This is a genomic window from Pseudomonas sp. B14-6, assembly GCF_013260315.1.
Taxonomy (GTDB): Bacteria; Pseudomonadota; Gammaproteobacteria; order Pseudomonadales; family Pseudomonadaceae; genus Aquipseudomonas; species Aquipseudomonas mandelii.
The window spans coordinates 4,454,484-4,479,102 of record NZ_CP053929.1; the positions used below are offsets into that span (position 1 = coordinate 4,454,484).

Sequence of the window (24,619 nt, forward strand, 5' to 3'; positions counted from 1 at the left end):
AACCTCAGGCGATGCGTGGGTCTGGATTTTCCAGGACCCTGTCTGTCTGCTCAGCGCGGAATTTTTTCAGCACCGCGTGGAACTGCGGGTGCTTGGCGCCGAGGATACTCGCCGACAGCAGGGCTGCGTTGATCGCGCCGGCCTTGCCGATGGCCAGGGTGGCAACCGGAATGCCCGCTGGCATCTGCACGATCGAGAGCAGCGAATCGACGCCCGAGAGCATCGACGACTGCACCGGCACGCCCAGCACCGGCAGATGGGTCTTGGCCGCACACATGCCAGGCAAGTGGGCCGCGCCGCCGGCACCGGCGATGATCACCTCGATGCCACGCGCCTCCGCCTCTTCGGCGTACTGGAACAGCAGGTCCGGGGTGCGGTGGGCAGAGACCACTTTCACCTCGTAAGGGATGCCGAGCTTTTCCAGCATATCGGCGGTGTGGCTAAGGGTGGACCAATCGGACTTGGAGCCCATGATCACGCCAACCAGTGCACTCATCGTCGTGCCTCTTCTCTCTGGGCGCCCGCAGGCGCGTCAAAAAACAACAAGCCACGCAAAATGCGTGGCTTGATTGTACGAATTATGGCCAGTCAAGCCGGCCGAAGGCCGCGCAGTATACCTCAATGAAGCAGATAAACAGCCCCTGAAACGACCATCTGTCATACGGCGCAAAGTGCCGGTTTTATTGACTTGAAGGTCAGCGAAAGAACACCACAAATCCCCTGTGGGAGCGAGCCTGCTCGCGAATGCAATGTGCCAGTCGCCGACACTGTTGACTGAACCACCGCATTCGCGAGCAAGCTCGCTCCCACTTTTGATCTTCAGTGGTTTCAGGAACCCGTCGTGCCTTGGGCGGCGCCACCTTCCAGTTTGCGCCACAGCAAACGAACGTTCGCCTTGCGCACCAGCGCGCAGCGATACAGTCGGATCTCCAGCGGCACATGCCATTGCGGGCCGCCGCAGACCACCAGTTCACCGCGCGCCAGTTCGGCACGCACGCTCAATTGCGGCACCCAGGCAATCCCCAACCCCTCGAGCGCCATGCTTTTCAGGCTGTCGGCCATGGCGGTCTCATAGATGGTGGTGAAGCGCAGCGCACGCTGGCGCAGCAGCATATTGACCGAACGCCCGAGAAACGCACCGGCGCTGTAAGCGAGCAGCGGCACACTGGCCTCGCCTTCCAGATCGAACAAGGGTTTGCCGTCGGCATCCGCCGCGCACACCGGCAACATCTCGGTGTGGCCAAGGTGCAGCGACGGGAAGATTTCCGGGTCCATCTGCAAGGCCGCGTCCGGGTCATAGAACGCCAGCATCAAGTCGCAACCGCCCTCGCGCAGCGCATGCACCGCGTCGCCGACGTTGGTCGCCACCAACCGCGTGGCAATGTTCAGGCCTTCATTGCGCAACTGCGCGATCCAGCGCGGAAAGAAACCCAAGGCCAAAGAGTGAGCGGCAGCCACTTGCATCACTTCGCCCTGCCCGCCTTCCAGGTGATGAAGGTGGCGCAGCACTTCGCCGAGCTGTTCAACCACGGTCCGCGCGGTCACCAAAAACAACTGCCCCGCCGCCGTCAGTTCGACCGGCGTGCGCGAGCGGTTGACCAACGTCAGCCCCAGCGCGGCTTCCAGGCTGCGGATTCGGCGGCTGAACGCGGGCTGCGTCACGAAGCGGCGTTCCGCAGCCTGGGAGAAGCTGCGGGTGGCGGCCAAGGCGCTGAAGTCCTCGAGCCATTTACTTTCCAGATTCATCACGTCCTCCCGGACACGCACCAATTTAGGTCACACGCTCGCCGCACACACGGCGTCACACCGGCATTATGCCGAATGTGCATAGGCCAGTGTTTAACAGCATTGGCCGAAAATTCTCTACAAGCCTAGCATTTGCAGCGTTCCGGCACAGACCGGGTCCTTATCGAGATGATTTCTATCATGTCCTCCGCTGCATCTTTCCGCACAGAAAAAGACCTGCTTGGCGTACTCGAAGTACCTGCTCAAGCGTATTACGGCATCCAGACCCTGCGAGCGGTGAACAACTTCCGTCTCTCCGGCGTTCCGATTTCGCATTACCCGAAGCTGGTTGTCGGCCTGGCGATGGTCAAACAGGCCGCCGCTGACGCCAACCGCGAGCTGGGTCACCTGAGCGAAGCCAAGCACGCGGCCATCAGCGAAGCCTGTGCCCGTCTGATCCGCGGCGATTTCCACGAAGAGTTCGTGGTGGACATGATTCAAGGCGGCGCTGGCACTTCGACCAACATGAATGCCAACGAAGTCATCGCCAACATCGCGCTGGAGGCCATGGGTCACCAGAAGGGCGAATATCAATACCTGCACCCGAACAACGACGTGAACATGGCGCAGTCGACCAACGACGCCTACCCGACCGCGATCCGCCTGGGTCTGCTGCTGGGTCACGACGCGCTGCTGGCCAGCCTCGACAGCCTGATCCAGGCGTTCGCTGCCAAGGGTGTTGAGTTCAGCCACGTCTTGAAGATGGGCCGTACCCAGCTGCAAGACGCCGTGCCGATGACCCTGGGTCAAGAATTCCGCGCCTTCGCCACCACGTTGAGCGAAGACCTGGCACGCCTGAAAACACTGGCCCCTGAACTGCTGACCGAAGTGAACCTGGGCGGCACCGCGATCGGTACCGGTATCAACGCCGACCCGCGTTACCAGCACCTGGCCGTTCAGCGCCTGGCCCTGATCAGCGGTCAACCGCTGGTTCCGGCGGCCGACCTGATCGAAGCCACCTCCGACATGGGCGCCTTCGTGCTGTTCTCCGGCATGCTCAAGCGCACCGCGGTCAAGCTGTCGAAGATCTGCAACGACCTGCGCCTGCTGTCCAGCGGCCCGCGCACCGGCATCAACGAAATCAACCTGCCGGCGCGTCAGCCAGGCAGCTCGATCATGCCCGGCAAGGTCAACCCGGTAATCCCGGAAGCGGTTAACCAGGTAGCGTTCCAGATCATCGGCAACGACCTGGCCCTGACCATCGCTGCCGAAGGCGGCCAGTTGCAACTGAACGTGATGGAGCCGCTGATCGCCTTCAAGATTTTCGACTCGATCCGCCTGCTGCAACGCGCCATGGACATGCTGCGCGAGCACTGCATCGTCGGCATCACCGCCAACGAAGAGCGTTGCCGTGAGCTGGTCGAGCACTCGATCGGCCTGGTCACCGCGCTGAACCCGTACATCGGCTATGAAAACGCCACCCGCATCGCCCGTATCGCCCTCGAAAGCGGCCGCGGCGTGCTGGAACTGGTGCGCGAAGAAGGCTTGCTCGACGACGAAATGCTCGCCGACATCCTGCGCCCGGAAAACATGATTGCTCCGCGTCTGGTGCCTTTGAAGGCTTGACCGAACGCAGACTCATGCTCTTTTAACGAAGAGCACCAGGAGCCACACGCTCACCAGGTCGAGGGACTAGACACCTCTCACCTTTTGAGGGCTTGGGGATTTATTCCCCAAGCCCTTTTTTTTAACTTTTGTAAGGAAAACCGTCTTCTGTAGGAGTGAGCCTGCTCGCGATGAACGATAACGCGGTGTAACTGAAATACCGCGGTGCCTGCATCGCGAGCAGGCTCACGCCTACAAAGGCCTGGCTCAAAAAGTCAGGTGTTTCAAAGGCTTCGTTTCGTCGCTTGCACCACAACCGTGCAGACGGACGGCACTCTCCTAGGTATAGTGCCGCCCCTCTTCGCGTGAGCGGTCGTCGGTAACGAGGCCCAAACCCATGCGAAACCCGAACTAATAACAAACCTGCGATATGGGCCCGGGACGAACACTCGCCTCACTGTTGTGCCACGTGCACACCGGTGTAACGCGATGTTTCTGCCTGCCCAACATTTGCCTACACAAAAAACAGCGAGGAATAATCCATGCTCGAAGTCATTAACGACTTCCTCTCAGGGAAAGTACTGATCGTGCTCATTGTCGGGCTCGGTAGCTACTTCACGATCCGCTCGCGTTTCGTTCAATTGCGCCATTTCTTCCACATGTTCGCGGTGTTCCGCGACAGCCTGAAAAGCAGCGCCGGCCAACTCAGTTCGTTCCAGGCCTTGATGCTCAGCCTCGCCGGCCGTGTCGGCGCGGGTAACATCGCCGGTGTCGGCATCGCCGTTACCCTGGGTGGCCCGGGGGCGGTGTTCTGGATGTGGGTGACCGCACTGGTCGGCATGTCCAGCAGCTTCTTCGAATGTTCCCTCGGCCAGCTCTACAAGCGCTGCGATGCCGACGGCACCTACCGTGGCGGCCCGTCCTATTACATCCAGCACGGCCTGCAGAAACGCTGGCTGGGCATGATCATGGCGTTCCTGTTGCTGGTGACCTTCGGGTTTGCCTTCAACGGCCTGCAATCCCACGCCGTGACTCACTCGCTGAACAACGCGTTCGGCCTCGACACCACCTACACAGGCCTGGCCCTGGCGGTGCTGCTCGGCCTGGTGTTCATCGGCGGGATCAAGCGCATCGCCAAGGTCGCTGACCTGCTGGTGCCGGTGAAAACCCTGGTGTACATCGGCGTGACCATCTATGTGATCGTGCTGCAGTTCGACCAGGTTCCGGGCATGCTGATGACCATCGTCAAAAGTGCTTTCGGTCTGGACCAGGCCTTCGGCGGCCTGATCGGCAGCGCAATCGTCATGGGCGTGAAACGTGGCGTTTTCGCCAACGAAGCGGGCCTGGGCAGTGCGCCGAACGTGGCGGCCGTGGCTTCCGTCGAGCACCCGGTGGCACAAGGCGTGGTTCAGGCGTTCAGCGTGTTCCTCGATACTTTCGTGATCTGCACCTGCACCGCGTTGCTGATCCTGCTCTCGGGTTTCTACACCCCAGGCTTCGAAGGCGACGGCATTGCCCTGACCCAGAACTCGCTGGCCGCCGTGGTCGGTGACTGGGGCCGTAGCTTCATTTCCGTGGCGTTGTCGTTGTTCGTGTTCACCTCGATCCTCTACAACTACTACCTGGGCGAGAGCAACCTGCGCTTCCTGATCGGTGAAAACCGCAAGGCGCTGATTGGCTACCGCGCGCTGGTGCTGGTGTTGATTTTCTGGGGCGCCATCGAAAACCTCGGCACGGTGTTCGCCTTCGCCGACATCACCATGACCATGCTCGCGTTCGTAAACCTGATCGCGCTGTTCCTGCTGTTCAAGGTCGGCATGCGCATCCTGCGTGACTATGATGACCAGCGTGCCGCCGGGATCAAGACGCCGGTGTTCGATTCGAGCAAATTCCCGGATCTGGACCTGGACTTGAACGCCTGGCCAGCCAATCCGCCGGCCGCGGCTCCAAAGGCTGAAGCCGAACTGCAAGGCGTACCCGCAGCGCAACGCTGATGGGTAAACGACGGGCGCATCCTCTGCGCCCGTCAGTTAAAGTGCACAACTTGTGGGAGCGGGCAGGCTCGCTCCCACATGTCATCTCTTGCGGAGACTTTCCCATGGTTCCCAACTCCTACCCAGCCGCCCAGCACGTCATGGTGCTCTACACCGGTGGCACCATCGGCATGCAAGCCAGCGCCAATGGCCTGGCCCCGGCGTCCGGTTTCGAAGCGCGGATGCGTGAATATCTGCACAGCCAGCCCGACGTGGTCGCGCCGCAGTGGCGCTTTCGCGAAATGTCGCCGCTGATCGACAGCGCCAACATGAGCCCGACGTACTGGCAGCAACTGCGTGAAGCGGTGGTCGACGCCGTTGATGTCCAAGGCTGCGACAGCGTGCTGATCCTGCACGGCACCGACACCCTCGCCTACAGCGCCGCCGCGATGAGTTTTCAGTTGCTCGGCCTGAATGCCCCCGTGGTGTTCACCGGCTCGATGCTGCCGGCCGGCGTGACCGACAGCGATGCCTGGGAAAACCTCAGCGGTGCGCTGGTTGCCCTGGGCCATGGCCTGGCGCCGGGCGTTCATCTGTATTTCCACGGCGAACTGCTGGACCCGACTCATTGCGCGAAGGTTCGTAGTTTCGGTCGCCATCCGTTCAAGCGCCTGGAGCGTCAGGGCGGTGGTGTGAAGGCCACGTCGCTGCCGGCTCAATTGAATTACAACCAGAGCAAGCAACTGGCGAAAGTCGCGGTGCTGCCGTTGTTCCCAGGAATCGGCGCCGAGCAGCTTGATGGCGTGCTGAACAGCGGCATCCAAGGCTTGGTGCTGGAATGCTACGGCAGTGGCACCGGGCCGAGCGATAACCCTGAGTTTCTCGCCGCTCTGGAGCGGGCACGGGACAATGGTGTGGTTATCGTCGCCGTCACCCAATGCCATGAAGGTGGCGTTGAGCTGGATGTCTACGAGGCCGGTAGCCGGTTGCGAGGCGTGGGTGTGCTTTCGGGCGGCGGCATGACCCGTGAGGCGGCGTTGGGCAAGTTGCATGGGTTGCTGGGTGCCGGGCTGGACACCTCTGAAGTCCGGCGTCTGGTCGAGCTCGACCTTTGCGGTGAACTGGTCTGATACACCGCAGGACCTGTAGGAGCGAGGCTAGCCCGCGAAGACGTCCTTGAAGGCGCCAAAAGCTTCGCGGGCAAGCCTCGCTCCTGCAAGTATTCATTCGCGGCATACAACTTGCTCGATTCCAGCATCCAATCGCTGGAACTTCCCATGCTCCACTCCCACCTCACCACCCTCAACGCCGTTTCCCTGGTGCTCAACACCTTCAAGGCCGAAGGCTTGTCCAGCGAAGCACTGCTGGCGGGAAGTGGCATCAGCGCGGCGGATCTGAGCCGGGCGGACACGCGCATCACCACCAACCAGGAGATGCAGGTGTGCGCCAACGCGGTCGCGCTCAAGCGTGATATCGGCCTGGAACTGGGCCGGCGGATGCACGTTTCGTCCTACGGCATACTCGGTTATGCACTGCTCACCTCTGCCACCTTCGGTGACGCTTTGCGCCTGGCGATGCATTATCCGGCGCTGTTGGGAACACTTTTCGAGTTGAGCCTGGAAGTCGACGGCGAGCGTGTGTGGTTCGTCGCTGCCGATTATCGAGAGAACCCGGCGCTGGCCGTGTTCAACGCCGAGTTCTGCCTGGTGTCGTTAAAAGTCATTTGCGATGACCTGCTCGGACATCCGCTGCCATTGCTCGCCGCTCGCCTGGAACATATGGCGCCGGATTATCGGGCGAGCTACGCCGAACACTTCGACTGCCCGCTGCACTTCGACGCGCGAGATAACGCCTTCGCATTCGACAAGCGCTGGCTCGACCAGCCCTTGCCGCTGGCCGATGTCATCACCCATCAGGCCATGGTCGACCGCTGCCGCAAGCAGAACACCGAATTCACCGGGCGTCAGGCGTGGTTGGGGCGGATTCGGCAGTTGCTTCGTGCGCAACTGAATGCAGCCCCGGGGCTGGAAGGTTTGGCGTTGCAGATGAATTGCTCGGCGCGCACCTTGCGCCGCCATCTCAAGGACCTGGGGTGCAGCTATCAGGAATTGCTCGATGAACTGCGCTTCGAGCAGGCCAAGCAGATGCTCTGTGAGGATCAGCTGCCGATCTACCGGATCGCCGAGGCGCTGGGCTTCAGCGAAACCGCGAGTTTCCGCCATGCGTTCGTGCGCTGGAGTGGTGTGGCACCGAGTCAGTTCCGGCCTTGACCCCCAACTCTCTGTAGGAGCGAGGCTTGCCCGCGAAGGCGTCTTCAAGTACGCCAAACGCTTCGCGGGCAAGTCTCGCGCCTACAGGTGGGTGCCCAACACCGGGGCACTTGCGCGCCAATAAAGGGCGAATTCCGGTCAGATCTTTTGGCCATATCGATCCCCTTTTGGCCTTTCCTGCCGTTCTCCGAATCGCGCTGCGCCGCAAGACTGTGTTCAACCGAATCAGCCTGCGGAGAACAAGAAATGCTGACGATCTACTCGGACGATCACCACCTGCACCACGGCCGTTGTGAATTGATGGACGGGCAACTGATGCCCTGCTTCGAAATGCCCTCGCGTGCCGACCATGTGCTGCAACGCGTACAAACGCAGAACCTCGGCCCTGTCGAAGCGCCGAAGGATTTCGGCCTCGACCCGATCGCGCGCATCCACAGCCGCGACTACCTCGACTTCTTCAAAGGTGCCTGGGCACGCTGGACCGAATTCAAAACCGACGGCGACTTGCTGCCCTACACCTGGCCAGCCCGCACCTTGCGCCGGATCATCCCCACCAGCCTGCACGGCCAGCTCGGCTATTACAGCTTCGACGGCGGCGCGCCGATCACCGCCGGCACTTGGCAAGCGGCATACAGCGCAGCGCAAGTGGCCCTCACCGCGCAAGCCGCCATCCAGCGCGGCGCTCGCAGTGCCTTTGCCCTGTGCCGTCCACCGGGACACCACGCCGCCAGCGACTTGATGGGCGGTTATTGCTACCTCAACAACGCCGCCATCGCCGCTCAAGCGTTCCTCGATCAAGGCCACAAAAAGATCGCGATCCTCGACGTCGACTACCACCACGGCAACGGCACCCAATCGATTTTCTACGAACGCAGCGATGTGCTGTTCACCTCGATCCACGGCCACCCGGAAGCCGAGTTCCCGTTCTTCCTCGGCTATGAAGACGAGCTCGGCGAAGGGGCCGGTGAAGGCTTCAACTTCAACTACCCTTTGCCGGCTGGCAGCGGCTGGGACCGTTGGAGTGCAGCGCTGGAGCAAGCCTGCAACGAGATCGAAACATACGGCGCCGACATCGTCGTCGTGTCCTTGGGCGTCGATACGTTCAAGGACGATCCCATCTCCCAGTTCAAGCTCGACAGCCCCGATTACCTGGCCATGGGCGCGCGCATCGCGAAGCTCGGCAAGCCGACGCTGTTCGTGATGGAAGGCGGCTACGCGGTAGAAGAAATCGGCATCAATGCCGTGAACGTTCTCGAAGGTTTTGAAAGCGCCCAATGAGGAATTAGAACAATGAACAGACTCACGCGTTTTATCGCACCGGTACTGTGCGCCACAGTACTCGGTGGCGCCGCCCACGCTGAAGAGCGAACGTTGCGCGTCTACAACTGGTTCGACTACATCACTCCCAAGGCGCTGGAAGACTTCAAGGCGCAGAACACCCAGACCAAACTGGTCTACGACATCTTCGACACCAACGAAGCACTTGAGGCCAAGCTGCTGACCGGTAACTCCGGCTACGACGTGGTGGTGCCGTCCAACGTGTTCCTCGCCAAGCAGATCGAAGCCGGCGTGTTCCAGCCCCTGGACCGTAGCAAGTTGCCGAACTGGAACCACCTCGATCCGAAGCTGATGAAGCTGCTCGAAGGCAACGACCCGGGCAACAAATTCGCCGTGCCGTACATGTACGGGACCATCCTGATCGGCTTCAACCCGGACAAAGTCAAAGCCGCGCTGGGCGACAAGGCGCCGGTGGACAGCTGGGACCTGATCTTCAAGGAAGAGAACATCAGCAAGCTCAAGCAGTGCGGCGTCGCCCTGCTCGACTCGCCGTCGGAAATCCTGCCCCTGGCCCTGCAACACCTCGGCCTGGACCCTAACAGCAAGAAGCCGGCGGACTACGAAAAGGCTGAAGCGCTGTTGATGAAAATCCGTCCGTACATCACCTACTTCCACTCCTCCAAATACATGGCGGACATTGCCAACGGCGACATCTGCGTCGCGGTCGGTTATTCCGGCAGCTTCTCCCAGGCTGCCAACCGCGCCAAGGAAGCCAAGAATGGTGTGGTCGTCGACATGCGCCTGCCCAAGGAAGGCGCGCCGATCTGGTTCGACATGCTCGCAATCCCCAAAGGCGCGAAGAACCCGGAAGACGCCTACACCTTCATCAACTACCTGCTGCAACCCCAGGTGATTGCACCCGTCAGCGATTTCGTCGGCTACCCGAACCCGAACAAGGACGCCACGGAACTGGTCGACCCGGCGATCCGCAACAACCCGAACCTGTACCCGACCGAAACCGCGATGGGTACGCTGTACACCCTGCAACCGTTGCCGCGCGATGCCGAACGCGCGCGGACCCGGGCCTGGACCAAGATCAAGTCCGGGACCTGATACCCGACTGAAAACCGAAGACCCGCGGCGACGCGGGTCTTTTTTTGCCTGCGATATTTATGTACCACCCGACACGGGTGGCCACCCGATACCTTCTCCCGATTCCGCGCTGCGCAATCAGCAGCGGCGCGCTCTCAGTCAGGAGACGACCATGTCCGAAACCGTTGCCCCGAGTGCAGAAGAGCTACTGACCCAACTGGTCACCGGCCCCTCGATCAGAGAAGTCGCAGCGGCCGCGCTGAGTCCTGCGCTCAACGCGCTGTATCCGCAGTTGAGGATTGACCCGACACTCGCCACGGTCGTCACCCCGACCTGGGTCGATACCGGCACCGAGGTAGTGCCCGGCCCTAACGTGTTTGAATCGCTCACCGATGTGTTGGTACGACTCGGTTTGTCAGGATCGACGGTGACGCTCATTGATGGAGAACACTTCCTGACCCTGCAACCGGGCGCGGAACCGCAGGCTCAACTGCCGGTGAAAATCGATGCCATCGGCTGCCTGCTCAATGCGCTCGCACCGCAGTTGTTTATCGCCTATCAGCAACAGCAGCTTGATTACTGGAACCAGGAGACAAGCCCTTCGACGCCGCGCTGGCATTCGCTCGCGAAATCGCTGCAGGACATCTGGAGCCCCGATCCCGCCTTGGACTGGGACGCGGATGAAAAAGCCATGGCCCAGGCCATCTTCGATCATCCGGATCGCGCAACTCGGACACAGGACAAGTACCTGACCAAGGCCTGCCTGATCGACACCGATCGGCTTGAGAACGCCGTCAGCGAACACCTGCGCGTTCTGGATATCGCCGTGTTCGTGGGCACATCGGGCGCGCGCACCCTGGTGCTGACGCACTCGATAGCCGAAGGGTTCAAGCGTTATGACTCGGTTGCCGCGCTGGGTGAAGCCGTGTTCAAACACCCTGGAACGTCAAGCGCCGAGCAGACCCTGCAATGGCGTCTGTATGAGCCCGAGGGCAATTTCTTTCACCACCAGGCCTGCGCGCTGATTGCGCTCGAGGTCGAAGCCATCGGTGCATTCGGTGCGGTCCAGCGCGCGTCAGCCACACCTCTTTCGCCACAAATCAGTGCGGCGGCAAAAAGCTTCACTGAATTTGAAGCCCTGCCGTCGTCACGCTTCAACAGGGTTCAAGGGTTGCTGACCGACTGGCTGAAAAACGCTTCGTCGGCGGACCTCTCCCGCTACAGCCGACACTTGATGGACCTGGCACAGCTGCGGGAACAGGACGCTGGAAAAACCTTCGACGAGGACATCGCGTCACTGCCGGCGTTTGCGCTGCAGACCCTGCGAGAGCAGATGATCAAGGATCATCCCGCGGCAGCGGACCTGGACCTGCAAGACATTGAAATCAGCATCACCAGCGTCGTGGTGCTCGGCGCTGTCGTGATACCCGGCAAGACGCAGACCACCACGCTGTCGCTGATGGAGCTGGCGCTGCAAAACCTGATTGCCATTCCGCTGGGAAACAAGACGGTGAACTGCAAAAACGGCGACGCAGTGCCCATCTGGATGACCCCTGCCTATCTTGAAAAGCTCGTCACACAGGTCAATATCGGTGGGGTTTACCCGGCGCTGATCAAGCGCAAGTTGCTTGACGACCCGGCAGAAACGTTGCGACGACAGACGCTCTACACCCGCCATCTGCGTATCCAGCTGCCCTTGCAGGCGCTGCAACAGAAGATGCGCGGCGAGGCGGGTATTGATGAACGTGGTTACCAGTACGTCAATGCCGTCATGCTGGAAAACGCTGCCGACCGCAGGGTAAACGGGCAGGAGATTGTCATTCGACCGCTGGCCTTTATGACCGGTGATCGCGCCAGCAGCCAAGGCGATGAAGTCGCCAACATGTTCGTCATCGGCCCCAGGCTCACCGATCAAGGACCGTGCCTGCTCTACCGACCATTGCTCACCCCCTCGTTGATGCAATACCCGAGCGAGGCCAATCTGCTGTATGCCATCAAACACGAAAAATCACTTCGCCAATCGATCCTGGCCTGGCTGGCCGACGATGTTCGGTTCAACTATTCCCAGTATGTGTTCTCGGGTGAGTTGCCATCGGTCTGGACGTTGACCCAATTGCTGGTCGATCCCACGTCAGCCCTGGGCAAGATGGGCACGGTGACGCTCAGTGCAGCAGCCCTTGATGACACGCCGCTGGCCGCCCTGTTCAAGGCCAACGCCAACGCCATGATTACCTTGGCGGACCAACAATCGGTGTCCAATGCGCAAGCCCGCTGGGCAACACTCAAGCAAGGCACATGGATGCTGTTCAATGTCGCGCTGCCCTTTCTTGGTCGCACCGCCGGGGTGGCTGCGTGGATCTGGCAGATCATGGACGACTTGCAGGACATTACCGAGGCCGCTGAGAACGATGACAGCTCACTCGCCTGGTCCGCCCTGACCGATCTGCTGTTGACCCTTGGCATGGTGCTGGCTCATCGCGCCGCCACTCGCAACAAACCCGTCTCGCGGTTGCCCGAGAAGGTCGAGCCGCCACGCGTCATACCCGAAAGCAAGCCTGCGCACACCATCACGGTGAGTCATCTGCCCGACCTCAATCAGCCTCCACCCTCCCATGAGGTAGCGATGCACGCCATCGCCACGCTGCCGCCTTCATCCCTGGGCGTCTTGCTTGATGAACTGGCCGTCGCCGAACCTAAAGGGATGGCCGCCGCCTCCAGCGAGCCCGGCCTTCGCCAACACCTCGGTTCGCTCAAGGGAAAATGGTATGCGAAGGTTGGCCAGCGATGGTTCGAGGTCACCCTCAACGACAATGACGATGTGCAGATCATTGATTCACGCCGGTCTCCCGCACGCACGGGGCCGTTGCTGATCAAGAACGCCAGGGGTGAATGGTTTATCGATACGCGGCTGAGGCTCAAGGCCGGAGGCAAGGAGAAACAACGGCTGGAGCAACAAAACCGGCAACGCCAGGCTGAACTGAAACAGCAAATGATCGCGTTCGAAAGCCAGACCCAAAGCCGCGAAACAGAGCTCAAGGAAGCTCAAAAAAACGCCCAGGCGACGACCGCCACCGACACCCATCGCCGCGTGTACCTTGAAATGCTCGACGCGCAGATGTCACTCCTCAGCATCAACATGGAACAGATGAAAGCCTTCAATGCTCGCGAGGCGATTCCCAATTACCGAAAAGCAATGATCAGTCGCCTGGATTTCCAGCTATCGCTGCTGCAAAGATGGTTCGTTCAACAGCAGTCGGTTTTCGGCAATCAAATGCGCTTTTCCCTCGATCTTCTCGACAACCCGTCAACGGAAAATACACAGACCACCCGGCAAATCCATCAACTCACCGGCGAGTTGACCGCCAGCTACATCAATAAAATCGAGTCGGCACAGGCGTGCTTCGAGCAACTGAACCTGCTCGGCAAAGAAGCCATCGAAGTTATCCGCGACGTTAAAGCCAACATGCCGTCGTTCGATTTAAAGGACCTCAAACTGTTTCAGATCACACTCGGCCAGGAGTTGTGCCTCGACAACAGCGTTGAGCCCGCACCTGAAGCGCGCCAGGCACTGGAGAGCGTTGTCGAAAATGCAGGCCTTGCGATTCAGGCCTCACTGGACCTGATCGCTGACGAAGAAGTGCTGCACTTGCCGGATCGGATCGACGGGCTCAGCGATCTGGTGGAGCAACTGACGATCACCGACCAGCGCATCGTCGATCTGCCCACGGAGTTTCCCGGTCAATTCCTGCAACCAGCCCTCGACGTGATGCGCCTACGTCTCGACGGTTTTCAACAGCGCACCGTGAAACACCTGGCGAGCTTGCTGCGGGAGCGCCAGGCACTCGAGCCGCTACCCGGCCCTTCCCGTCCACCGACCGCGCCCGCCAAGCGAATCATCAAGACCCGCTACAAAGGTACTGTGGTGGGCCAGCCTCGTGCCGACTCCATGACACACGGTTCAGAACTGATCGACGTGACCTCGGCGTTGACCGGTAAAGTCATCTCGACTTTTCATGAGAAAACCCCGGGGGTCTGGGTTGAAAGAGTGGCCCCGCCACCGGTTTCCGCCGTCGTTCTCCAACCCGACTTGAGTGCAAGCACCACTCAAGGGCAGGCGTTGCTGGAGGGATTGGAAGCGTTCATTCGTCGAACGCAAGCCCATTCAAAAGGGATGCGTCGAATCCCCGTGGAAATCGAGGAGATGTTTCATCAGCAGGCTCACCGGCTGCAGGACGCCGCCAGCGCAATCGACGCAGCGTTGGTCGCGACCAATGCCACCGAGGGCGGTCCGGGATCCGTCGTCGTTTTGGTCAAGCAGCTAAACGACGCGGCGACCAAGCTGTATAACCAGGGACGCGTCACGCGAATCAGCATGACCAAACTACAGCCGCCGACAGCGGAGCGCGTCCGCTGGCTGCAAAGCGAAGGTCAGGTCGACATCGTCAAGAATCCAGGCCGACGCTTGCTCAAAAGCCGTAAACGAGACTATCTCGAGGAATATGAGGTCCGCGATCACAGCAACCAAAGTGTTCTGTGGTATGCCCACTTCCACTATGCGGAGCCCGCTTCACCTGCACAAACCTTCACCGCGGCACACCTGAAAACCGTGCAACAACGACTGCTGGGTGGCGCATCCGAGTCCCGCCACGCCAACGACGACCTCCAGGCGATCTCGATCTACCGCAGCGAGATCAGCCCGCAACTGGCGACGTCCCTGTTCTTCGCAAAAGTACCGGCCTCGGCCTCAGGGTCATAAACCGTGCTGAACCCGAGACCTGCATTCGCGGGTCTTTTTTTACCCGCGATATCTATCTACCACCTCCAGTGGCCGACGCCTGATTACCGTCGATGCACCAAGAGGCTTTCCCGGCCTTGTCATTGCCCCCATCTAAGGACGCCAGACCTTTTCCAGTCGCCCGAGCGCGGCGCTGATGGCCGCCTCGGGCACCGCCGCGAAACCCAGGACCAGCCCCGCGCGCTGGTCCATAGGTGTTGTCGAATCCGGCAACCAATAACCGCTCAGGGCATTGATCTCGACGTCGACACTCGCCGCCTGCTCTACCAGCTCGCGCTCGCGGGCCTGTGAGTCGACCGCCACGGTCAGATGCAGCCCTGCCGCGACACTCGGCAGGCTGCCGACGCCGGGAATATTCCGCGGCCAACCGGCCAGCAAGGTATTGCGCCGGCTCAGGGCCGCGCGACGCATGCGGCGGATATGCCGCTGGAAATGCCCGGCAGCCATGAACTCGGCCATGACCGCTTGGGTACTGACCTCGGAGTGCCGGACGTCCACCGCTCGACGTTGCGAAAACGCCTGCACCAGCGTTGGTGGCAACACCAGGTAACCCAGGCGCAGCGCCGGGAAGGCAACTTTGCCAAACGTCCCGACGTACAAAACCCGGCCCTGCCGGTCGAGTGCGGCCAACGGGGCCAGTGGCGCGCCGCTGTAGCGGTATTCGCCATCGTAGTCGTCCTCGACGATCCAGCCTTGGGTACGTTCGGCCCAGGCCAGTAACTCAAGACGTCGCGCCAGGCTCATCACCACCCCGGTCGGGTATTGATGCGACGGCGTGACATACGCCAGTCGACAATCGCTGAGGCCATTCAATTCCTGGCAGTCGATGCCCTCACTGTCCACCGCCACGCCATGCAATCGCGCACCGGCCACGGCGAAGGCATGACCTGCCGCCCGATACCCCGGATTCTCGATCGCCACCCCATCGCCCGGTTCCACCAGCAGCTGTGCACAAAGGCTAATCCCCTGCTGCGCGCCGCTGGTGATCACTATTTGCTCAGCCGAACACTGCATCCCTCGTGAACTGCGCAAATACGCGGCGATCATGCCGCGCAAACGCTCGTCCCCCGCCGGATCGCCATAACACAGTTGCTGTAAATCCGGTTTACGCCAGAAAGCGGCATTCAGCTTGGCCCAGACCTCGAAAGGAAACAGATCGAACGCCGGAACACCCACCCGAAAAGCCCGCGGCGGACCGCTCGGCGGCAGGGCCAAATGGTTCTTTTCTACGCGCCCCAACGCGCCACTGTGGATAACTTTACTGGATGAAATCACAGGTAAATCCAGCCAATTTGTGGATAAGGCTGTGGGTAACCCTGTTGACAACCCTGTGGATACTTTTGTGGATAATTTTTTCCCGGATGCCGCGGTTTGAGGCAATTGCGCGACGTAAGTCCCGTCACCCACCCGCCCCTCAATAAACCCTCGGCATAGAGCTGGTCGTAGGCCCGCACCACACTGTTGCGGGAAATTGCCAACGCCGCCGCCAGATCCCGGGTGGCCGGCAATCGCGTGCCACTGGCCAGTCGTCCGTCGAGTACCCGCAGGCGCAAGGCCTGATAGAGCTGGCGACTCAGACCTTGGCGACGGTCAAGTTCGATACCCGCGGGGTTGAAGGACAATGAAAGCGACGTCTCGCTCATGACAATGGACCTATGAAATTGGTCATTAATGGCTCTTACAACAGACCAATAGCCTGCCTAGGATGGATGCATTCGCCAAGGAATATTTCCATGTACAACCCCAGCGGCTTTGCCATCAAAGATTTGCATGAACTGCAGCAGCAGATAATCGACACGCGTCTCGCCATGGTGGTCACCCACGGCGAGCAAGGTTTGCAAGCCAGTCATCTGCCGCTGTTATTCAATCCTGAGCAGGGCCCGAATGGCACCCTCTACGGCCACTTCGCCCGGGGCAATCCCCAGTGGAAGGAACTGCAGAACGGCGCCGAAGCCCTGGTGATTTTTGCCGGTGCCGACGCTTATGTCAGCCCGGGGTTTTACCCGAGCAAAGCCGAGCACGGCAAAGTCGTGCCGACCTGGAACTACGTCGCCGTGCACGCTTACGGAACCGCCGACGTGTTCACCGAGGCCGATCGCCTGCTCAACCTGGTGAGTGCGCTGACCGATCGTCACGAAGCGAGTCGCCAGCAGTCGTGGAAAGTCACCGACGCGCCCGCCGACTACATCGACGGCATGCTCAAAGCCATCGTCGGGTTTGCCCTGCCGATCCAGCGCCTGGAAGGCAAGCGCAAGCTCAGTCAGAACCGCAGCGCTGCAGACATCGCCGGTGTGCGCGAGGGGCTCGCCGCCAGCCCTGATGTGCATGACCAGGCCCTCGCCCACTTGATGCGTTAAGGAATGAACATGAGTCAGATTGAAATTCGCCCGGTCAGCGCAGACGATCACGCCGCCTGGCTGCCGCTGTGGCAAGCCTACCTGCGCTTCTACAACACCGAATTGCCCGAGGCGGTCACGGACAGCACCTGGCAGCGCATGCTCGACCCGAATGAACCGACTCACTCGGCGTTGGCCTGGGTCGATGGCAAAGCGGTCGGCATGGTGAACTTCATCTACCATCGCTCGAACTGGAGTATCGAAAACTCCTGCTACCTTCAAGACTTGTTGGTAACCCCGCAAACCCGGGGCACCGGCATCGGCCGCAAGCTCATTGAATTCGTGTATGCCACCGCCAAAGCGGATGGTTGCTGCAAGGTCCACTGGCTGACCCACGAAACCAACGCCACCGCGATCCAGCTCTACGAGCGCATCGCCGAACGCCCCGGTTTCATCCAGTTTCGCAAAGCCCTTTAAGGTTCAAGGAGAACACTATGTCGACTTCACTCGCAGACTGGAAAGGCGCCCCGGCGCCGTCGGTTCAAACCATCGAAGGGCGTTTCATCCGCCTGGAAAAACTCGACCCGTCGCGTCACGCCGAGGGTTTATGGAAAGCCCTGCAAGGCCCTGGATCAGACCCGAAACTCTGGGACTATCTGCCTTACGGCCCTTTCCCGGAGCGTAGCGCTTTCAATGATTGGCTGAACAACCATGCAGCCAACAGCGACCCGTATTTCTTCAGCGTGATCGACCGTGCCAGCGGTGATGTACAGGGCCTCCTGAGTCTGATGTCGATCGTCCCCGCCCAAGGTCGCATCGAAATCGGCCACGTCACCTTCGGCGCGCCGATGCAGCGTTCGCCGAAAAGCACCGAGGCCGTTTACTTGCTGGCCAAGGAATCCTTTGCACTGGGCTACCGGCGCCTGGAGTGGAAATGCAATAACGGCAACGCCCGCTCCAAGTACGCGGCCGAGCGGCTGGGGTTCAGCTTTGAAGGCGTGTTCCGTCAGCACATGGTGGTCAAGGGACAGAACCGGGATACGGCGTGGTATTCGATTCTGGATTCAGAATGGCCGGCGATTGGTGCGGGGTTTGAGCGGTGGCTATCCGATGAAAACCAGACGGAGTCCGGGCAGGTGAAAACACTGGCTGAATGCCGCGGTTAATTCGTCGACTGTACTGACGTTTTCGCGAGCGAGCCCGTTCCCACAGGTTCTCGGTTGACCACACTTTTGTGATCAACACATAACCCATGTGGGAGCGGGCTCGCTCCGGGCGGCGTTCCGGCGAATGGCTTCACGCCAATTTTTGCGCAAGCACCGCTATATGCTCAGGCCCAATCCCGCAGCATCCGCCCAAATGACTGGCGCCGCGCGCTTTCCAGTCCGCCGCCCACTGCAGATACCCCGGCGGGTCGAGATCCTCGCGCAACGGGTCCAGACCGTCATTGGCCGTGGCCTCTTTCGGTTGTGGCGGGAACGCATTGGCGTACGCGCCGATTTGAATCTTCACCCCCAAACGCTGAAAGGTTTCCCGCGCCGCATCGATCGCAGCGCCGATCACTTCCGGCTGACTGCAGTTGAACAGCAACACCTCGATGCCCAGTTCAACCGCCACCGCAGCGGCCTCAGCGACGGGCTCACCGGAACGTAAACGCGGCACTTCGTCCGTGTCCTCATCCTTCAAGGTAAACGAAAGCCAGAACGGCTTTCCGTCCTTGGGCAGGCCGGCGTGTATGGCCCGCGCCTCGACGATGGAGCTCTGTGTTTCGGCTAGCCACAGGTCGACATGAGGTGCCAGCCCCTTGACCAGCGGCGTCAGCAACCCAGTCACCCGAGCAGCGTCAAAAAGGTCTGGGCGATAGGAGCCGAACAACGGTGGCAACGAACCGGCCACACGCACAGCCTTGCCCGAAGCCTCCACCGCCCGCCGCGCCAACTCACCGGCCAGCGCCGCGAGAGCCTGCCCTTCCGCTGCAAAACGCTCTTCGCCGATGTGAAACGGCACCACCGCGTAACTGTTGCTGGTGATCACGCTGGCACCACTTTCGATATAAGCCGCGTGCACCGCCTCTACTGCCTGCGGCGCTTCACTCAAGGCCAGCGCCGACCATTCGGGCTGCCTGAAGGGCGCTCCAGCGCGCTGCAGTTCACGACCCATACCGCCATCCAGAATTACCGTGCTTCCTGCGCTCATATGCTTTTCACTCATATGCTTATGAAAATAACTCACTACCAAGGTAGTTCTTATAACTATTTAATACGCACCATTCGGTTAATCACAACCACTTTTTTTCAGGGATCGACTGTGAAATTTAAACCACTCCTGGCCCTGGGCCTGACGATTCTGGCTGCCTCCACCCAAGCCTTTGGCGGAGCAACGCTGGACCGCATCGAACAGAAGAAAGAACTGGTGGGCGTGTTGATGGAAAGCTATCCACCGTTCTCATTCCTCAACGACCAGAACCAACTCGACGGATTTGACGTCGATGTGGCCAAAGCCGTGGCGGACAAACTGGGCGTCAAACTGCGTCTGGAAACGCCGTCCTGGGACGTCATCGCTGCCGGTCGCTGGAGCGGCCGTTACGACATCTGCGTCTGCTCGATGACGCCGAGCAAGGCACGGGCCGAAGTCTTCGATTTCCCGGTCGAGTACTACGCTTCGCCAGCCGTGATCGTGGTCAATGCCAAGGATGATCGCATTCACAGCGCCAAGGACCTCAGCGGCAAGAAAGTCGGCCTCACCAGCGCCTCCAGCTACGAAAGTTATCTGAACAAAAACCTGGTGATCGAAGGCGCAGAAGACACCCAGTTGCAGTACCCGTTCGAGGATGTGCAAATCGCGCCGTATGACACCGATAACGTGGCGTTCCAGGACCTGGGGCTCGGGGCCGGCGTGCGACTGGATGCGATCCTCACCAACCTCGTCACCGCGCAACCGCGTCTGACCGAAGACAAGCGCTTCAAGCTGGCCGGCGAGCCGCTGTACTCGGAGCCGAACTCGGTGGCCATCGAGAAAGGTGACGCGCAGTGGGACGCCAAGGTGCGTGAGGTCTTTGCGCAACTGAAGCAGGACGGCACCCTGAGCAAGCTCTCGCAAAAATGGATCGGTGCCGACATCAGCCAATGACTTCTTTCCCGACACCTCCTCAGCCACCGCAACCGGTGGCTGAGTCGCGGCTGCAACGAATTTTCGGTTTCCGCACGCGGCTGTATCTGACGTGGGCGGCGATGTTTGGTTTGTTCGCCAGTTTCTTCCTGAGCTTCGACCTGAAGTTCTCGATCATCCTCGACAAACTGCCCAACCTGATCGGCCTGCACCTGGCACCGAACGGCTTCTTGCAAGGCGCGGCGCTGACGCTGTTTCTGTGCCTGGCCTCAATTGTGACGTCGTCGCTGCTGGGTTTCGTCACCGCTCTGGCTCGGCTGTCGAAAAGCGCCGTGGCCTTCGGCATCGCCAGTTTCTACGCCTCGTTCTTTCGCGGCACGCCGCTGCTGATCCAGATCCTGCTGATCTACCTCGGCCTGCCGCAACTGGGCGTCGTTCCAGGCGCAGTCACCGCCGGCATCATCGCCTTGTCGCTTAACTACGGCGCCTACCTGAGCGAAATCTTTCGCGCTGGCATCCTCGGTGTCGCCCATGGACAACGCGAAGCCTCCCTGGCACTGGGCATGCGCGAAACCGTGATCTTCTGGCGCGTCACCCTGCCCCAAGCCATGCGCACCATCATCCCGCCGACCACCAACCAATTCATCTCGATGCTCAAAGACTCGTCGCTGATCTCGGTGATGGGGGTTTGGGAAGTGATGTTCCTGGCGCAATCGTATGGACGGTCGAGCTATCGGTATATCGAGATGCTGACGACGGCGGCGATTATTTACTGGGTGATGTCGATTGGGCTGGAGCTGATTCAGGCAAGGATGGAGCGGCATTACGGGAAGGCGTATTTGAGTCGGAGTTAGGCTGAAGGTGCACACGCAGACATCATTCTGTAAAAACCCTCCGCTATACCAGACTGCCCGCTTATAACAAAAAGGCCGTCTCACATGCCCTTCTCCCCCCAGCGCCTGGCACTCAGCATCGCGTTGTTGATCAGCACCGGCGCCCACGCCGCACCCTTCAAGAATGTGCAGATCGACACGCCGACCACCGCTGCGCAAACCCTCGGCGGCGCAGACACGCTGACGATTTCGGCGCCGGGCAGCATCACCAACGCTGGCAAGGCAGTGAGCCTGAAAGACAGCACCAGCGGCGTGGGTGTGGTGATCGATAACTCGGGCAGGATCATCTCGACCGGCGGCCGGGCGATCGACAGCAGCGGTGACCTGACCCAGGCACGCAACTACAGCATTTATAACCGCGCGGGTGGGCAGATTCTCGGTTTCAACGACGCGTTGCGCATCGACAGCAACTTCGCCAGCGGCAGCTTGCTGATCGACAACAGCGGCATTATCCGCTCGACCACCGGCCAAGGGCTGGACCTGGATGCGCTGCGCAGTGCCGGGGTCAAAACGACGATCATCAACCGCGCAGGCGGGTTGATTCGCGGGGACGCCAGCGATGGCATGAAGACCGGCGCCAACGCGATAATCACCAACTATGGCGAGATCTCTACCGGCGACGCTCGAATCGCTGACAACAAATTCGACGGTATCGACATCGACACCGCGACCGGCGTGACGGTGACCAACTACGGCAGCATTTCCGGTGGCCGCCATGGCATCACCACTGACCTGGGCGCGACACTCACCAACTACGGTCAAATCACCGGCCGCAATGGCTCGGGCTTCGGCTCCGATGGCGACGGCACCGTCATCAACCACGGCACGATTACCGGTGCTTATTCGGGCCTGCAACCCAATGGCGACGGTGATGGCGTGGACATCGACAAGCTCGCCCACATCGAAAACTACGGCACCATTCAAGGTGTCGGTGCCGGCGGTGTCGATAAAGGGGGGTTCGCCAACGGCAGCGAAGGCATCGCGTTGGGTGGCGGCTATGTATTGAACGCCAACGGGGCGCTGATCAGCGGCGCCAACAGCGCCATTTTGGTGGACGACGGCAGCGGCGGTTCGGGCGTGGCCGCGACCACGCTGGAAAACTTCGGCACCATTCAGGGCCTCGACGGATTCGGCGTGAAGTTCGTCGGCGGGTTCGATGACAGCGTGATCAACGGCGGCACGATCAGCGGCAGCAATGGCCTGGCGCTGGACTTGGGTGGCGGCAACGACAACCTGACAGTGCGCAATGGCAGCCGCTTCGTCGGCATGGTCGACGGCGGCAGCGGTGACGACCACGTGGTGATGGACGACGCGGCGGGCGGCCATTTCGGTGCGAGTCGCAACTTCGAATGGCTGGAGGTCAGGCACGGGGCCTGGACGCTGACCGGCAGCGGTGATTTCAGCGAGGGCGGCGCGGTGCGCAATGGTGCAACGCTGATCAACCAGGGCGGCATCGCTGGCACTTTGACCGTCGATGCGGGCGGTGTATACGCAGGTGGTGGTTCGGTCGGCAACTTGCTGGTCAACGGGACGTTACGGACCAACACTCAACTCGGCACAGCAACCATCACCCACGACTTGACCATGGGCAGCGGCGCGACCCTGGCCTACGGCGTCAATGCCGATGGCAGCAGCGCGCCGATCCAGGTCGGCGGCTTAGCCAACCTGAACGGCTCAACCCTGGCGGTGAACCCTGGCAGCGGCACTTATCCGTGGCAGAGCCACTACACCGTCCTGCAAGCCGCGAGCATCAACGGCACCTTCGGCAAGGTCACCAGCGACTACGCGTTCATCACGCCGACCCTCGCTTACACCCCGACACAAGTCGACCTGACCTACACGCGCAACGATGTCGCCTTCAACCAATTCGCGGTCACGGGTAACGGCAGCAACGCCGCCAACAGCCTGGCCTCGATGGGCAAAAACAACGCGCTCTACAACGCACTGCTGAACACCACCAGCGCCACGGCCGGCGCGGCGATCGAGCAACTCGCCGGCGCCAGCAACGCTAACCTGACCAGCGCCACCCTCAGCGCCAGCAGCCAGATCGGCAGCAGCATGCTGTCGGCGATGCAGCAAATGGGCGGTGGTCCAGGATTGCTGGTCGGCCTGGATCAGCGCGACACCCCAGTACTCGCCGCCGCTGGCGTTCCCTCTGAAGCCCGCAACCTCAATGACCCGAACGCCCAAGGCCGACTCTGGCTGCAAGCCATCGGTGGCTACGGCAAGCTCGATGGCGAGCATGGCAGCAGCGGCCTGGAGCAGCGCACCAAAGGCAGCGTGCTCGGGGCCGACTGGGCGCTCAATCCGCAATGGCGATTGGGTGTTCTGGGCGGTTATTCGAAAACAGATCTGGATGCCACGGGAGTCGATGGCAATGTCGAGAGCTGGCACGCCGGCGTCTATGCCTTGCGCCAAAGCGGTCCCTTCGCTTTGCGCCTCGGCGCCGCGTACAGCGGTCATCAGGGTGAAAGCAAACGCACGGTGGCCTTCAACGGCTTCAGCGACCGCCCAAAAGGCGATTACGACGCCGACAGCCAACAGGCCTTCGCCGAACTGGGCTACGCAATGGGCAGCGGTCGACTCAGTGCCGAGCCGTTTGCCAACCTCGGCTACCAGCGTTATCACCGCGACCGCTACCAGGAAAAAGGCGACGCCGCCGCCCTTCAAGTCGATAAACAAACCCAGGACAACTTCAGCAGCACCTTCGGCCTGCGCCTGGCGCACCTGAGTTCACTGGATAACGGCATGAGCCTGACGCCCCGTATGACCGCAGGCTGGAAGCACACCTATGGCGATGTCAGCAACTCGACGCGTCAGGCTTTTGTGGTCGGGGGAACGGCGTTTAGCGTTGATGGCAGTTCACTGGACCGTGACAGTCTGGTGCTGGAAGCCGGGCTGGACCTGGGCATTTCGGCGCGGCATTCGGTGGGGATTGGGTACAGCGGAGAGATGGGGAGCAACAGCCGCAATCATGGGGTGATTGGGCAGTGGCAGATGAGTTTCTGATCCGTAAAAAACAGACCAGTCCGGAAAGGTTGTAGGCAAATACTCCACCGTGTGAAGGCCAATGCACACGTAATCTGCGGAGTAGGATTTTTGCTACAACCGAACTTCCATGGCCCTTCAAAAATGCCGGAAACGCCCGGCATTCAAGGACCAGCGCTCCCTCCTAGAGTTTGACCTTCTCAAAAACAAGGTCAAATTCAATGCCCACGCCGTCCACTTATCGCCCGCATCGACTCGCCCTGGCGATCGCCCTCTCCCTTGGCTGCATCGATGTATCGATGGCTCAGCAACCAGAGATTGATGCGGCTGTCGAAGCACCCGACAAAAAAGCTCGAACAACCGCTTGGCGAAAAAGTGATGATCTTTTGGCGATCAGGAACTTCATTGGTCCGATGCAGCATGCCGTCAAACCCGCTTCACTAAAGCCACAAGAACCGGTAATTCAGCCGCCAACTGATTCGGCTGCCCCGGAACCTGTAGATCTCGCAGCGCATCTTTACGACTTTCGCGAAACTGCCGACGATTCGCTCCCACC

The 24,619-nt window shown here is 60.6% G+C and carries 17 protein-coding genes and 1 pseudogene; 13 read left to right on the forward strand and 5 right to left on the reverse strand.

Features of this window, described 5'->3' with window-relative positions; all coding sequences use genetic code 11:
* Window positions 1-4 precede the first annotated feature (4 nt).
* Window positions 5-496 (reverse strand): 5-(carboxyamino)imidazole ribonucleotide mutase, encoded by a 492-nt coding sequence (purE, locus tag HP062_RS20460; protein WP_172791941.1) that lies wholly within the window; start codon window positions 494-496, stop codon window positions 5-7.
* A gap of 332 nt (window positions 497-828) precedes the next feature.
* Entirely contained in the window at window positions 829-1,746 is a 918-nt protein-coding gene (locus HP062_RS20465) for a LysR substrate-binding domain-containing protein (protein ID WP_145306508.1), read from the reverse strand.
* Between the two features lie 180 nt (window positions 1,747-1,926).
* Here HP062_RS20465 and aspA point away from each other — a divergent pair, with 180 nt between their 5' ends.
* From aspA to HP062_RS20500, 7 genes are all read left to right on the forward strand, one after another.
* The gene (gene aspA / locus HP062_RS20470; protein ID WP_010465341.1) at window positions 1,927-3,351 is read left to right on the forward strand and encodes an aspartate ammonia-lyase; all 1,425 of its coding nucleotides are present in this window, start codon (window positions 1,927-1,929) and stop codon (window positions 3,349-3,351) included.
* Between the two features lie 521 nt (window positions 3,352-3,872).
* Window positions 3,873-5,324 carry a sodium:alanine symporter family protein gene (locus HP062_RS20475; protein ID WP_010465343.1) on the forward strand — a complete coding sequence of 484 codons (1,452 nt, stop codon included), beginning with the start codon at window positions 3,873-3,875 and terminating at the stop codon, window positions 5,322-5,324.
* Between the two features lie 104 nt (window positions 5,325-5,428).
* Window positions 5,429-6,433, forward strand: coding sequence for an asparaginase (locus HP062_RS20480; protein WP_172791942.1), 1,005 nt, complete (start codon window positions 5,429-5,431; stop codon window positions 6,431-6,433).
* A 147-nt stretch (window positions 6,434-6,580) separates the two neighbouring features.
* Complete coding sequence (locus tag HP062_RS20485; protein WP_172791943.1) at window positions 6,581-7,573, forward strand: AraC family transcriptional regulator; 993 nt, start codon at window positions 6,581-6,583, stop codon at window positions 7,571-7,573.
* Between the two features lie 246 nt (window positions 7,574-7,819).
* Window positions 7,820-8,851, forward strand: coding sequence for a histone deacetylase family protein (locus HP062_RS20490; protein ID WP_083375438.1), 1,032 nt, complete (start codon window positions 7,820-7,822; stop codon window positions 8,849-8,851).
* Between the two features lie 12 nt (window positions 8,852-8,863).
* Window positions 8,864-9,964, forward strand: a complete 1,101-nt coding sequence (locus tag HP062_RS20495; RefSeq protein WP_010465352.1) for a polyamine ABC transporter substrate-binding protein — start codon at window positions 8,864-8,866, stop codon at window positions 9,962-9,964.
* Between the two features lie 151 nt (window positions 9,965-10,115).
* Window positions 10,116-14,699 carry a dermonecrotic toxin domain-containing protein gene (locus tag HP062_RS20500; RefSeq protein ID WP_172791944.1) on the forward strand — a complete coding sequence of 1,528 codons (4,584 nt, stop codon included), beginning with the start codon at window positions 10,116-10,118 and terminating at the stop codon, window positions 14,697-14,699.
* A 132-nt stretch (window positions 14,700-14,831) separates the two neighbouring features.
* Here the strand turns inward: HP062_RS20500 and HP062_RS20505 are convergent.
* A pseudogene (locus tag HP062_RS20505) lies at window positions 14,832-16,381 on the reverse strand (PLP-dependent aminotransferase family protein).
* 90 nt (window positions 16,382-16,471) lie between these two features.
* Between HP062_RS20505 and HP062_RS20510 the strand changes: the two are divergent.
* Genes HP062_RS20510 through HP062_RS20520 form a run of 3 tightly spaced genes read left to right on the forward strand, consistent with a single transcriptional unit; the run spans window position 16,472 to window position 18,240 of the window.
* Complete coding sequence (locus HP062_RS20510) at window positions 16,472-17,095, forward strand: FMN-binding negative transcriptional regulator (RefSeq protein WP_102594424.1); 624 nt, start codon at window positions 16,472-16,474, stop codon at window positions 17,093-17,095.
* Between the two features lie 9 nt (window positions 17,096-17,104).
* A complete protein-coding gene (locus HP062_RS20515; protein ID WP_083375434.1) occupies window positions 17,105-17,551 on the forward strand; it encodes a GNAT family N-acetyltransferase in 447 nt (148 codons plus the stop codon).
* A 17-nt stretch (window positions 17,552-17,568) separates the two neighbouring features.
* Complete coding sequence (locus HP062_RS20520; RefSeq protein ID WP_172791945.1) at window positions 17,569-18,240, forward strand: GNAT family N-acetyltransferase; 672 nt, start codon at window positions 17,569-17,571, stop codon at window positions 18,238-18,240.
* A gap of 130 nt (window positions 18,241-18,370) precedes the next feature.
* On the opposite strand, the gene HP062_RS20525 is transcribed toward HP062_RS20520, so the two are convergent.
* Window positions 18,371-19,270, reverse strand: coding sequence for a homocysteine S-methyltransferase family protein (locus HP062_RS20525; RefSeq protein WP_172791946.1), 900 nt, complete (start codon window positions 19,268-19,270; stop codon window positions 18,371-18,373).
* A 111-nt stretch (window positions 19,271-19,381) separates the two neighbouring features.
* Here HP062_RS20525 and HP062_RS20530 point away from each other — a divergent pair, with 111 nt between their 5' ends.
* From HP062_RS20530 to HP062_RS20540, 3 genes are all read left to right on the forward strand, one after another.
* On the forward strand, window positions 19,382-20,203 hold the full coding sequence (locus HP062_RS20530) for an ABC transporter substrate-binding protein (protein ID WP_077748538.1): 822 nt from the start codon (window positions 19,382-19,384) through the stop codon (window positions 20,201-20,203).
* Window positions 20,200-21,036, forward strand: a complete 837-nt coding sequence (locus HP062_RS20535; protein ID WP_010465367.1) for an amino acid ABC transporter permease — start codon at window positions 20,200-20,202, stop codon at window positions 21,034-21,036. The genes HP062_RS20530 and HP062_RS20535 overlap by 4 nt, the downstream gene beginning before the upstream one ends.
* An 84-nt stretch (window positions 21,037-21,120) precedes the next feature.
* Window positions 21,121-24,084, forward strand: coding sequence for an autotransporter domain-containing protein (locus HP062_RS20540; protein WP_172791947.1), 2,964 nt, complete (start codon window positions 21,121-21,123; stop codon window positions 24,082-24,084).
* A 197-nt stretch (window positions 24,085-24,281) separates the two neighbouring features.
* Here HP062_RS20540 and HP062_RS20545 read toward each other — a convergent pair whose 3' ends face one another.
* Window positions 24,282-24,485, reverse strand: coding sequence for a hypothetical protein (locus tag HP062_RS20545; RefSeq protein WP_144443392.1), 204 nt, complete (start codon window positions 24,483-24,485; stop codon window positions 24,282-24,284).
* Window positions 24,486-24,619 lie beyond the last annotated feature (134 nt).

What these genes read in the sequence shown, in the direction of transcription:
- purE (WP_172791941.1), bottom strand. Translation starts at nt 496, where the DNA reads ATGAGTGCACTGGTTGGCGTGATCATGGGCTCCAAGTCCGATTGGTCC.
- HP062_RS20465 (WP_145306508.1), bottom strand. Translation starts at nt 1,746, where the DNA reads ATGAATCTGGAAAGTAAATGGCTCGAGGACTTCAGCGCCTTGGCCGCC.
- aspA (WP_010465341.1), top strand. Translation starts at nt 1,927, where the DNA reads ATGTCCTCCGCTGCATCTTTCCGCACAGAAAAAGACCTGCTTGGCGTA.
- HP062_RS20475 (WP_010465343.1), top strand. Translation starts at nt 3,873, where the DNA reads ATGCTCGAAGTCATTAACGACTTCCTCTCAGGGAAAGTACTGATCGTG.
- HP062_RS20480 (WP_172791942.1), top strand. Translation starts at nt 5,429, where the DNA reads ATGGTTCCCAACTCCTACCCAGCCGCCCAGCACGTCATGGTGCTCTAC.
- HP062_RS20485 (WP_172791943.1), top strand. Translation starts at nt 6,581, where the DNA reads ATGCTCCACTCCCACCTCACCACCCTCAACGCCGTTTCCCTGGTGCTC.
- HP062_RS20490 (WP_083375438.1), top strand. Translation starts at nt 7,820, where the DNA reads ATGCTGACGATCTACTCGGACGATCACCACCTGCACCACGGCCGTTGT.
- HP062_RS20495 (WP_010465352.1), top strand. Translation starts at nt 8,864, where the DNA reads ATGAACAGACTCACGCGTTTTATCGCACCGGTACTGTGCGCCACAGTA.
- HP062_RS20500 (WP_172791944.1), top strand. Translation starts at nt 10,116, where the DNA reads ATGTCCGAAACCGTTGCCCCGAGTGCAGAAGAGCTACTGACCCAACTG.
- HP062_RS20510 (WP_102594424.1), top strand. Translation starts at nt 16,472, where the DNA reads ATGTACAACCCCAGCGGCTTTGCCATCAAAGATTTGCATGAACTGCAG.
- HP062_RS20515 (WP_083375434.1), top strand. Translation starts at nt 17,105, where the DNA reads ATGAGTCAGATTGAAATTCGCCCGGTCAGCGCAGACGATCACGCCGCC.
- HP062_RS20520 (WP_172791945.1), top strand. Translation starts at nt 17,569, where the DNA reads ATGTCGACTTCACTCGCAGACTGGAAAGGCGCCCCGGCGCCGTCGGTT.
- HP062_RS20525 (WP_172791946.1), bottom strand. Translation starts at nt 19,270, where the DNA reads ATGAGCGCAGGAAGCACGGTAATTCTGGATGGCGGTATGGGTCGTGAA.
- HP062_RS20535 (WP_010465367.1), top strand. Translation starts at nt 20,200, where the DNA reads ATGACTTCTTTCCCGACACCTCCTCAGCCACCGCAACCGGTGGCTGAG.
- HP062_RS20540 (WP_172791947.1), top strand. Translation starts at nt 21,121, where the DNA reads ATGCCCTTCTCCCCCCAGCGCCTGGCACTCAGCATCGCGTTGTTGATC.
- HP062_RS20545 (WP_144443392.1), bottom strand. Translation starts at nt 24,485, where the DNA reads ATGCTGCATCGGACCAATGAAGTTCCTGATCGCCAAAAGATCATCACT.